The sequence below is a fragment of the Streptomyces sp. NPDC006265 genome, assembly GCF_040613555.1.
GTDB lineage: Bacteria > Actinomycetota > Actinomycetes > Streptomycetales > Streptomycetaceae > Streptomyces.
Window position 1 is genome coordinate 1 of record NZ_JBEXSH010000282.1, and the last position, 9,822, is coordinate 9,822.

The following is a 9,822-nucleotide window of genomic DNA, read 5'->3' on the forward strand; positions in this document are numbered from 1 at the left end:
GATGGTCGGCACGGCGGCGCTGGACTGGGTGCTGTCGACGACCGGAGTGCGGCACGACGAGGTGGACGGCCTGCTGGCCGGGGCGCCGCCGGGCCTCGGCGACGCCGAGCTCCGCCGCAGGATGGGGGAGCGGGGCCGGGAGTGGGTCGAGGAGAAGTGGCGCTGGGACCTGCTCGCAGAGCGGCTCAAAGCTTTGCTCTGAGCAGGGCTCGCGGACCCTAGGCGGAACGCGAAAATCCGCACATGCTGCGCGCATGACAGTAAAACTGATGCAGCGTCAGCTGACAAGACGTCAGATCCTCGGCATGGCAGCCCTCCAGACAGCAGCCACCCTCGGCTTCACCCGCATCGGCCTCGAAAGCGCCCGAGCCGCCCAGCCCGACGCGGTCGACACCACCCCGGCGATCGTCGTCGGCTCCGGCTACGGCGGAGCGGTCGCCGCCCTCCGGCTCGGCCAGGCCGGCATCCGCACGATCGTCCTGGAGATGGGCCGCCTCTGGAACACCACCGGCCCCGACGGCAAGGTCTTCTGCACCACCAGCGCACCCGACCAGCGGTCCATGTGGTTCCGCACCCGCACCGAGGCCCCCCTGTCCAGCTTCCTGTGGCTGGACGTGGTCAACCGGGACATCGACCCCTACCCCGGGGTCCTGGACCGCGTGCACTTCGACCAGATGTCCGTCTACGTCGGACGGGGCGTCGGCGGTGGCTCCCTGGTGAACGGGAGCATGGCGGTCACCCCGCCCCGGTCGTACTTCGCCGAGCAGTTCCCCACCGTCGACGCCGACGAGATGTACGGCACGTACTTCCCGCGCGCCCGCGCCGCCCTCGGCGTGAACACCGTCGACCCGGCCTGGTTCGAGTCGACGGAGTGGTACCGCTTCACCCGCGTCTCCCGCAAGCACGCCGAGCAGGCCGGTCTGCGGACCACCTTCGTGCCGAGCGTCTACGACTTCGGTCACATGCAGCGCGAGGCGGCCGGCACCGCCCCGAAGTCGGCGCTCGGCGGCGAGGTCATCTACGGCAACAACCACGGCAAACGCAGCCTCGACAAGACCTACCTGGCCTCCGCGCTCGGCACCGGCAACGTCACCCTCCACACTTTGGAGAAGGTGCGCGCGATCAGCCGCGCGCCGGACGGCACCTACGTCCTGACCGCCGACCGCGTCGACGAGACCGGCCGGGTCGTCGAGACCAAGGAGTACGGCTGCACGTACCTCTTCCTGGGCGGCGGTAGCCTCGGCACCACCGAACTGCTGCTGCGGGCCCGCGAGACGGGCACCCTGCCCGGCCTCGACCCCAGCGTCGGCGCCGGCTGGGGCACCAACGGCAACGTGATGCTCGGCCGGGCCAACCACCTGTGGGACACGGTCGGCGCGAACCAGTCGACCATGCCGGTCATGGGCATCGACGACTGGGCCAACACCGCCAACCCGGTGTTCGCCGAGATCGCCCCGCTGCCGACGGGCCTGGAGCACTGGGTGAGCCTCTACCTGGCGATCACCAGGAACCCGGAACGGGCGTCCTTCTCCTACGACACCGGCTCGGGCCGGTTGCGGCTGGGCTGGACGGCCGCGCACTCCGCGGTCTCCGTCGCCATGGCCAAGAAGCTCTTCGACAGGATCAACGCGGCCAACGCGACGATCTACCGCTACGACCTGTTCGGTTCGCGGAGCAAGATCTTCGCCGACGACTTCACCTACCACCCGCTCGGCGGCTGCGTGCTGGGCAGGGCGACGGACGACTACGGGCGGGTCAGGGGATATCCCCGGCTGTACGTCACCGACGGCTCGCTCGTGCCCGGGTCGCTCGGGGTGAACCCCTTCGTGACCATCACCGCGCTCGCCGAACGCACGATGGCGCGGGTCCTCGCCGAGGACACCGCGCCATGACGCCGCACGCGCACTACTTGGCGTAGATCGCCTCGACCTCGTGCGCGTAGTCCTTCGCCACCACGTTCCGCTTCAGCTTCAGCGAAGGGGTCAGGTGGCCCGACTCCTCCGTGAACTGGGAGGACAGAATGCGGAACTTCCGCACCGATTCCGCCTTCGACACCGCGGCGTTGCCGTCGTCGATCGCCGCCTGGATCGCGGCCAGCAGGTCCGGGTCCTCGCTCAGCGACGCCGCGGTGGCACCCGCCGGCTTGCCGTGGTCCGCGCACCAACGGCCCAGGAACTCCTCGTCGATGGTGACCAGCGCGCCCACGAACGGCCGCCCGTCGCCCACCACCATGCACTCCGCGACCAGGGCATGCGCCCGGATGCGGTCCTCGATCACGGCCGGGGCGACGTTCTTGCCGCCCGCGGTGACGATGATCTCCTTCTTACGGCCGGTGATCCTGAGATAGCCGTCCTCGTCGAGGGTGCCGATGTCACCGGTGTGGAACCAGCCGTCGGCCAGCGCCTCCGCGGTCGCGCCGGGATTGTTCCAGTACTCCTTGAACAGGTGCTCGCCGTGCAGCAGCACCTCGCCGTCGTCGGCGATCCGCACCACCGAGCCGGGCAGCGGCTGGCCGACCGTGCCGATCTTCTGCCGGTCCCAGGGGTTGAACGCGGTGGCCGCGCAGGACTCGGTCAGGCCATAGCCCTCCAGGACCGTGAAGCCGATGCCGCGGAAGAAGTGCCCGAGGCGCTCGCCGAGCGGGGCGCCGCCGGAGATGGCGTACTCGCCACGGCCGCCGAGGACCGCGCGGAGTTTGCTGTAGACGAGTTTGTCGAACGTCTTGTGCTTGATCCTCAGGCCGAGCGACGGGCCCGAGGGGGTGTCCAGCGCCTTGCTGTAGGCGATCGCGGTGTCGGCGGCCTTGTCGAAGATCTTGCCCTTGCCGTCGGCCTGCGCCTTGGCGCGCGCCGAGTTGTAGACCTTCTCGAAGACACGCGGCACACCGAGGATCAGCGTCGGGCGGAACGCGGCCAGCTCGTCGGTGAGGTTCTTGATGTCGGGGACGCAGCCGAGCTTGATCGGCGCCATCATGGGCGCGATCTGCACCAGCCGGCCGAAGACGTGCGCGAGCGGCAGGAACAGGAGCACCGAGCACTCGCCCGTGCGGAACAGCGGACGCAGCCGCTCCACGATGTTGCCGCACTCCGCGAAGAAGCTGCGGTGGCTGAGCACGCAGCCCTTGGGGCGGCCGGTGGTGCCCGAGGTGTAGACGATGGTCGCCGCGTCGTCGGCCTAGGCGAACGAGCCGCGCTCCTCGACCGTCTCGTCCGTGACGTCCTGGCCGAGCCGGCCCAGCTCGTCGAGGCCGCCGCCCTCGATCTGCCACACGTGCTTGAGCGCCGGCAGCCGGTCGCGCACCGACTCGATCGCGCCCGAGTGGGCGTCCGACTCCACGACACACGCGGTCGCGCCCGAGTCGCCGAGGATCCACTGCACCTGCTCCGGCGAACTGGTCTCGTACACCGGCACGGTCACCGCGCCCGCGCTCCAGATCGCGAAGTCCAGCAGCGTCCACTCGTAGCGGGTGCGGGACATCAGGCCCACCCGGTCGCCCGGCTGGACCCCGGCTGCGATCAGCCCCTTCGCGGCCGTGTGCACCTCGGCGAGGAACGCGGTGGCCGTGACGTCCTGCCAGTTGCCACCGATCTTGCGGGCGATGACGGCGACGTCCGGGTGCTGCGCGGCGTTTCTGCGGACGATGTCGGTCAGATTTCCGTCCGCAGGGACCTCGTACAAAGCCGGAAGGCTGAACTCGCGCAAGACTGCTGCTCCTCATAGGGCGCCGGCGCCACGACGGTGTGTGCTGCGACGGTGCGGTCCAAGGCTCGGGGAGGTACTCAGGCATTCGCTAGTTGAAATGCAGAGCACGACTGGACTGCCCGGACGTTACCCGCCGGTATGGCTTCTCCGACAGGGGGTCCCGTCGAGATGTTCGCTGCGTCACACAGTTGGGTATTCCTTCGCGCACAGTAGTCCACGGACTAACTGACTGGCCAGTAACCGCAGGTAGGGCCGCCACTGTTCACGTCTGCCGCACACGCTTACGCTTGATCGTCATGGCACCCACACCAGCCCGAAACCATCGGACGCGCGTACACGTGGTGAGCGACGTGCACGGCAATGCCCGCGACCTGGCCAGGGCCGGTGAGGGCGCGGACGCGCTGATATGCCTGGGCGACCTCGTCCTCTTCCTCGACTACGCCGACCACTCCCGCGGCATCTTCCCCGACCTGTTCGGCGTCGAGAACGCCGACCGCATCGTCGCGCTGCGCACCGCCCGCCGTTTCGAGGAGGCCCGGGTGCTCGGGGCCTCGCTGTGGGCCGGCCTTCAGGGGGACCGCGCCACGGTGATCGAGGAGGCGGTGCGCAAGCAGTACGCCGAGCTGTTCGCCGCGTTCCCCATTCCTACGTACGCCACCTACGGCAACGTCGACATGCCGCCCCTGTGGCGGGAGTACGCGGGCCCCGGCACGACCGTCCTCGACGGCGAGCGCGTCGAGATCGGTGGCCTGGTCTTCGGCTTCGTCGGCGGTGGCCTGCGCACACCGATGCGGACGCCGTACGAGATCAGCGACGAGGAGTACGCGGCGAAGGTCGAGGCCGTGGGCGAGGTCGACGTGCTCTGCACGCACATCCCGCCCGAGGTCCCCGAGCTGGTCTACGACACCGTCGCCCGCCGCTTCGAGCGCGGCAGCCGCGCTCTGCTGGACGCCATCCGCCGCACCCGGCCCCGCTATTCCCTCTTCGGGCACGTCCACCAGCCGCTGGTGAAGAGGATGCGGATCGGGGCGACCGAGTGCGTGAACGTGGGGCACTTCGCGTCGACCGGAACGCCCTGGGCACTGGAGTGGTGAGGATGCCCCAGGTCGGGTGAGATCCGCGGGTCCCGTGCGCGGTAGCCTTCACGCTGCACGCACGTGCGCACGACCTCATACCGGCCCGCATCTGGAGGAGCCACGGCGATGGCGGAACACACCAGCTCGAGCATCACCATCGAGGCGGCCCCGGCCGACGTCATGGCGGTCATCTCCGATTTCGCCCGCTACCCGGACTGGACCGGCGAGGTGAAGGAGGCCGAGGTCCTGAAGACCGACGCCCAGGGCCGCGCCGAGCAGGTCCGCCTCGTCATGGACGCGGGCGCGATCAAGGACGACCAGGTCCTCGGCTACACCTGGACCGGCGAGAACGAGGTGTCCTGGACGCTGGTGAAGTCCCAGATGCTCCGGTCCCTCGACGGCTCCTACATCCTCAAGCCGGCCGGTGCGGGCGGCACGGAGGTCACGTACGTCCTGACCGTCGACGTGAAGATCCCCATGCTCGGCATGATCAAGCGCAAGGCCGAGAAGGTCATCATCGACCGGGCGCTGGCCGGGCTGAAGAAGCGGGTCGAAGCGGGCAAGTAGCCCTGGCCGCGCAGCCACCCGGCGTCAGAGCCGGGTGCTCCGGCGACTCCCGGTACCGTTCAGCCCCATGCGCACCATCCTGATCACCGGCCCCGGCGGCAGCGGTCGTACCACCCTCGCGGCCGCGACCGCCCTGGCCGCGGCGGCCGAGGGCACCCGCACCCTCGTCCTCGGCACCGACCGCACGGACAGTCTCGGTGCCGCCCTGGGGGTGACGACCGGCCCGGCCCCGGTCCGGGCCGCCCCGCACCTCACCGCCTGGCGCCCCGACGCCGCCCAGGACTTCCGCAGGGACCTCATCGCCCTCCAGGACCGCGCCTCCTCCGCCCTGGACCTGCTCGGCGCCTCCCGCCTCGACCCCGAGGAACTCACCCCCCTGCCCGGCGCCGAGGAACTCGCCCTGCTGCGCGCCCTTCGGGATGCCGCGCTGTCCGAGAAGTACGACACCCTCGTCGTCGACCTCCCCCCGGCCCCGCAGGCCCTCGCCCTGCTTGCCCTGCCCGAGGAACTCCGCCGCTATCTGCGCCGCCTCCTCCCGCCCGAACGGCAGGCCGCCCGTGCCCTGCGCCCCGTCCTCGGCCGCCTCGCCGGCGTCCCCATGCCCGCCGAGTGGCTCTACGAGACGGCGGCCCGCTGGGACCTGGAACTGGCCGCCGTCGAGGCGGTCGTCGCCGACCGCGGCACCGTCGTACGGCTGGTCGCCGAGCCCGGCCCGGCCGGTTCCGACGCGCTGCGCACCGCCGGCCTCGGCCTCGCCCTGCGCGGTCTCGCCACCGACGTCGTGGTCGCCAACCGTGTCCTGCCCGAGGCATCCGCGGACACCTGGCTCGCCGGGCCGGTCGCCCAGCAGCGCAAGACGCTGGAGGAGTGGCGGGAGTCGTACGACGTCCGCACCGTCGCCCACCTCGGACACGACCCGCGCGGCACCGACGACCTCACCGCCCTCGCCGTGCCCGGCGTCGCACCCGCCGCCCCCGCCGCCGACTGGCCGGTGACCGACCGGCTCGGCGAGGACGGCGTGCTCGTCTGGATGATCCCGCTGCCCGGCGCCATACGCGAGGAACTGGACCTCGTCCGGCGCGGCGACGAACTCGTCGTCACGGCGGGGCGGTTCCGCCGGGTCGTCCCGCTGCCCTCCGTGCTGCGCCGCTGCACCGTCGACGGAGCCGCCCTGCGCGACGGCGAGCTGCGGATCCGCTTCGCGCCCGACCCGAAGCTGTGGCCGCAGGGCCGGTGAGGCGGAGGGGCGCAACCGGGCGAAAACGGCGGTCCCGGTCCGTGAACCCGGTACGCCCGTTCGGGTAACGTCGTAGGGACGAACCGTAGTCAGGAGTCCGTCATGAGCGAAGAGCTCCCCCCGTCCGACGCCGCCCGCGAAGAGGCCGCGGACGAGGTGCGGGCGAGCGACGCCGATGCCTGGGCGACCGCGTGCGCCGAGGACCTCCAGGCGGAGAAGACCCGCCGCCGCGCCGAGTACGGCACGTCCCCGGGGTCCGCCGCCGAGGAACTGAAGAAGCTCGTCGACGCCGTCGCGGAGAAACTGTCCGGCGTCCAGTCCCCGCTGCTCGGCGCGGTCGCGGGGCCCGCCGCCCAGCAGGTCGTTCGACAGGTCGTCCAGCAGGCCAAGGACGCCGTCGAACCCGTCATCGAACGCAATCCGGACGTCTTCGACCACCTGGCGGCGGCCGGGAACGAGCTGCTCGCGGCCTACCGGTCCGCCGTGCAGGCCCAGGAGCGGCGCTGGACCGGCCGCGACGACCAGGGCGACCCCCGTGACCAGGACGGACGCCGGGACGGCGGCGACGACACCGGCCCCGGGGAGCGCATCGACCTGGACTGAGTCCCCGGCCCCGGCCGAGCGGCGACCCCCGTGGGGCCGCCCGGGGTGCCCACCGTGCGGACGACAGCGAACCCGAGGGCAGGGCTCGGGTACCGTTGGCCGTAGCGGGGCTCGACCGAAACTGAGGGATTCATGGGACTCACCATCGGCGTCGACATCGGCGGCACGAAGATCGCGGCCGGCGTGGTCGATGAGGAAGGCAACATCCTCTCGACCCACAAGGTGCCGACCCCGGGCACGGCTGAGGGCATCGTGGACGCCATCGCCTCGGCGGTGGACGGCGCACGCGTCGGTCACGACATCGTCGGCGTGGGCATCGGTGCCGCCGGCTACGTGAACCGGCAGCGCTCCGAGGTCTACTTCGCGCCCAACATCCACTGGCGCAACGAGCCGCTCAAGGAAAAGGTCGAGGCGCGCGTGGGTCTCCCGGTGGTCGTGGAGAACGACGCGAACGCCGCGGCGTGGGGCGAGTACAAGTTCGGTGCCGGCAAGGGCCACCGCAACGTCATCTGCATCACGCTCGGCACCGGCCTCGGTGGCGGCATCATCATCGGCAACAAGCTGCGCCGCGGACACTTCGGCGTGGCCGCCGAGTTCGGCCACATCCGCATGGTGCCGGACGGCCTGCTGTGCGGCTGCGGTTCACAGGGCTGCTGGGAGCAGTACGCCTCGGGCCGGGCGCTGGTGAGGTACGCCAAGCAGCGCGCCAACGCCACCCCCGAGAACGCCGAGATCCTGCTCGGCCTCGGCAACGGCACGCCCGACGGCATCGAGGGCAAGCACATCTCCATGGCCGCCCGCCAGGGCGACCGGGTGGCCGTCGACTCCTACCGCGAACTGGCCCGCTGGGCCGGCGCGGGCCTCGCCGACCTGGCCTCCCTCTTCGACCCCTCCGCGTTCATCGTGGGCGGCGGCCTCTCCGACGAGGGCGAACTGGTCCTCGGCCCGATCCGCAAGTCCTACAAGCGCTGGCTGGTCGGCGGCAACTGGCGTCCGGTGGCCGAGGTCCGCGCGGCGGAACTGGGCAACAAGGCAGGCCTGGTGGGCGCGGCGGACTTGGCGAGGGAACCCGACCCGATCATGTAAACGCCCCCGGGAGACGCGCCTCAGGGGCGCGGGGCTGTATCACTGTGCGGCTCCGCCGCGTGGGCGCGACAAGCCACGAACAACCGGCACTCGCGCCCAACCCCGCGCCCCGACCTGTTACGCGTAAATTGATCACATGCCGCTGCTCCCCAACTCCCGTACGGAACCCGACGGTTCCGCGGTCATCAGGGTCCTCAGCTACAACATCCGCTCCATGCGCGACGACACCGGCGCCTTGGCCCGCGTCATCAGGGCCTGCGAGCCGGACCTCGTCCTCGTCCAGGAAGCCCCCCGCTTCTTCCGCTGGCGCAAGAAACTCGCCCGCCTGGCCCTCGCCTCCGACCTCGTGATCGTCACCGGCGGCGCGACCACCACGGGACCGGCCATCCTCAGCTCGCTCCGCGCGGGCGTCGAACGCACGGAGGACATCCTCCTGCCCCCCACCCCCGGGCTGCACCGCCGCGGCTTCGCCACCGCGGTCCTGCGGTTCGCCGGCGCCCGCCTCGGCGTGCTCAGCTGCCATCTGTCCCTCCAGAAGGACGAGCGCTGCGAGCAGTCCGGCATGCTCCTGGACCGGCTCGCCGGCCTGGGTGTGGAGCACGCGATCGCCGGCGGCGACCTCAATGAACGCCCCGAGGGCCCGGCCTTCCGCCGGCTGGCCGGCCGGCTGACCGACTGCCGGGCCGCGGCCCCCTGGGGCGGCGAGCACACCTGGACCCCCGCCGACCCCTACCAGCGCATCGACGCGATCTTCGCGACCAGCGGCATCGAGGTGCTGGGCTGCGGCGTGCCGACCGGGCAGCCGGGGGTGTCCGACGACGACCTGAGGGCGGCCACGGACCACCTTCCCGTCCTGGCCGCCCTCAGAGTCCCGGCGTCCTAGACGACCGCACCCCGCCCGGGGTCGTCCTCCTCGTCGTCCGTCCGCATGCGCATCACCAGCGTCGCGAACCCGCCGAGGAACCCGCCGATCCCCAGCGTGGTCAGCCACCAGGTCATGTCCCAGCCGAGCAGCACGGCCAGCAGGAGCAGCACCGGACCGCCGAGCACGCCGAGCCAGGCGAACTTCGAGGTCGGGTCGCCGTCGGGCAGCGGAGGCGGCTCCGGGGGCACGAAGTGGCCCTCGTCGTCCTCGTCGAAGTCGTCCTCGGCGGGCTCGGGCGTGGAGTAGTCGCGTGGGCCGACGCCGGGCGCGAAGGAGACCGAGCCGCCCAGGGGCTTCACCGGCCCGTCCCCGGGACCCTCGGCCTCCTGCGGCTCGGTGGGCTTGACGGAGTCCCCGGACTTCACGGCCGTATCGCCCCGGCCGCCGTCGATCCCGGCCTCGTTGGGCCCGGTCGCCGGCAGGGCCAGGTCCTCGATCGACTTGAACGGCTTGGCGCCCGGCGGGTCCGGCGGCTCCTCGCCGTACCCGGCGACGATCGCCGCCCAGGCGGCCTCCTCGTCGAAGGGGACGCCCTTCTCGTCCGGCTCCCGGCCCTCGCGGTCGGAGTCGTGCTCAGCCACCTGCGGTCGTCCCTTCCTTGCCGAGCCCGGGCTCCTTGCCGAGGC

At 71.6% G+C, this 9,822-nt stretch carries 8 protein-coding genes and 2 pseudogenes; 8 read left to right on the forward strand and 2 right to left on the reverse strand.

The features are described from left to right. Both ABZ281_RS22600 and ABZ281_RS22605 read left to right on the forward strand, forming a co-directional pair. Nucleotides 1-202, forward strand: a pseudogene (locus ABZ281_RS22600) (hypothetical protein); the annotation flags it as partial. 103 nt (nt 203-305) lie between these two features. Beyond that, a complete protein-coding gene (locus ABZ281_RS22605; protein WP_356658074.1) occupies nt 306-1,892 on the forward strand; it encodes a GMC oxidoreductase in 1,587 nt (528 codons plus the stop codon). A 13-nt stretch (nt 1,893-1,905) separates the two neighbouring features. On the opposite strand, the pseudogene ABZ281_RS22610 reads toward ABZ281_RS22605, so the two are convergent. Further along, a pseudogene (locus tag ABZ281_RS22610) lies at nt 1,906-3,702 on the reverse strand (AMP-dependent synthetase/ligase). A 296-nt stretch (nt 3,703-3,998) separates the two neighbouring features. On the opposite strand from ABZ281_RS22610, the gene ABZ281_RS22615 reads away from it, so the two are divergent. From ABZ281_RS22615 to ABZ281_RS22640, 6 genes are all read left to right on the forward strand, one after another. Continuing rightward, nucleotides 3,999-4,796 carry a metallophosphoesterase gene (locus tag ABZ281_RS22615; RefSeq protein ID WP_356658064.1) on the forward strand — a complete coding sequence of 266 codons (798 nt, stop codon included), beginning with the start codon at nt 3,999-4,001 and terminating at the stop codon, nt 4,794-4,796. Between the two features lie 108 nt (nt 4,797-4,904). Continuing rightward, nucleotides 4,905-5,345 (forward strand): SRPBCC family protein, encoded by a 441-nt coding sequence (locus ABZ281_RS22620; protein WP_142164445.1) that lies wholly within the window; start codon nt 4,905-4,907, stop codon nt 5,343-5,345. A 67-nt stretch (nt 5,346-5,412) separates the two neighbouring features. Further along, on the forward strand, nt 5,413-6,582 hold the full coding sequence (locus ABZ281_RS22625; RefSeq protein ID WP_356658066.1) for an ArsA-related P-loop ATPase: 1,170 nt from the start codon (nt 5,413-5,415) through the stop codon (nt 6,580-6,582). A 102-nt stretch (nt 6,583-6,684) separates the two neighbouring features. Then, the gene (locus ABZ281_RS22630; RefSeq protein WP_356658068.1) at nt 6,685-7,185 is read left to right on the forward strand and encodes a DUF5304 domain-containing protein; all 501 of its coding nucleotides are present in this window, start codon (nt 6,685-6,687) and stop codon (nt 7,183-7,185) included. 132 nt (nt 7,186-7,317) lie between these two features. Further along, nucleotides 7,318-8,271, forward strand: coding sequence for an ROK family glucokinase (locus ABZ281_RS22635; RefSeq protein WP_352118426.1), 954 nt, complete (start codon nt 7,318-7,320; stop codon nt 8,269-8,271). Between the two features lie 136 nt (nt 8,272-8,407). After that, nucleotides 8,408-9,154, forward strand: coding sequence for an endonuclease/exonuclease/phosphatase family protein (locus tag ABZ281_RS22640; protein WP_356658070.1), 747 nt, complete (start codon nt 8,408-8,410; stop codon nt 9,152-9,154). Here the strand turns inward: ABZ281_RS22640 and ABZ281_RS22645 are convergent. Next, nucleotides 9,151-9,777, reverse strand: coding sequence for a hypothetical protein (locus ABZ281_RS22645; RefSeq protein WP_356658072.1), 627 nt, complete (start codon nt 9,775-9,777; stop codon nt 9,151-9,153). The genes ABZ281_RS22640 and ABZ281_RS22645 overlap by 4 nt on opposite strands. Nucleotides 9,778-9,822: the final 45 nt, after the last annotated feature.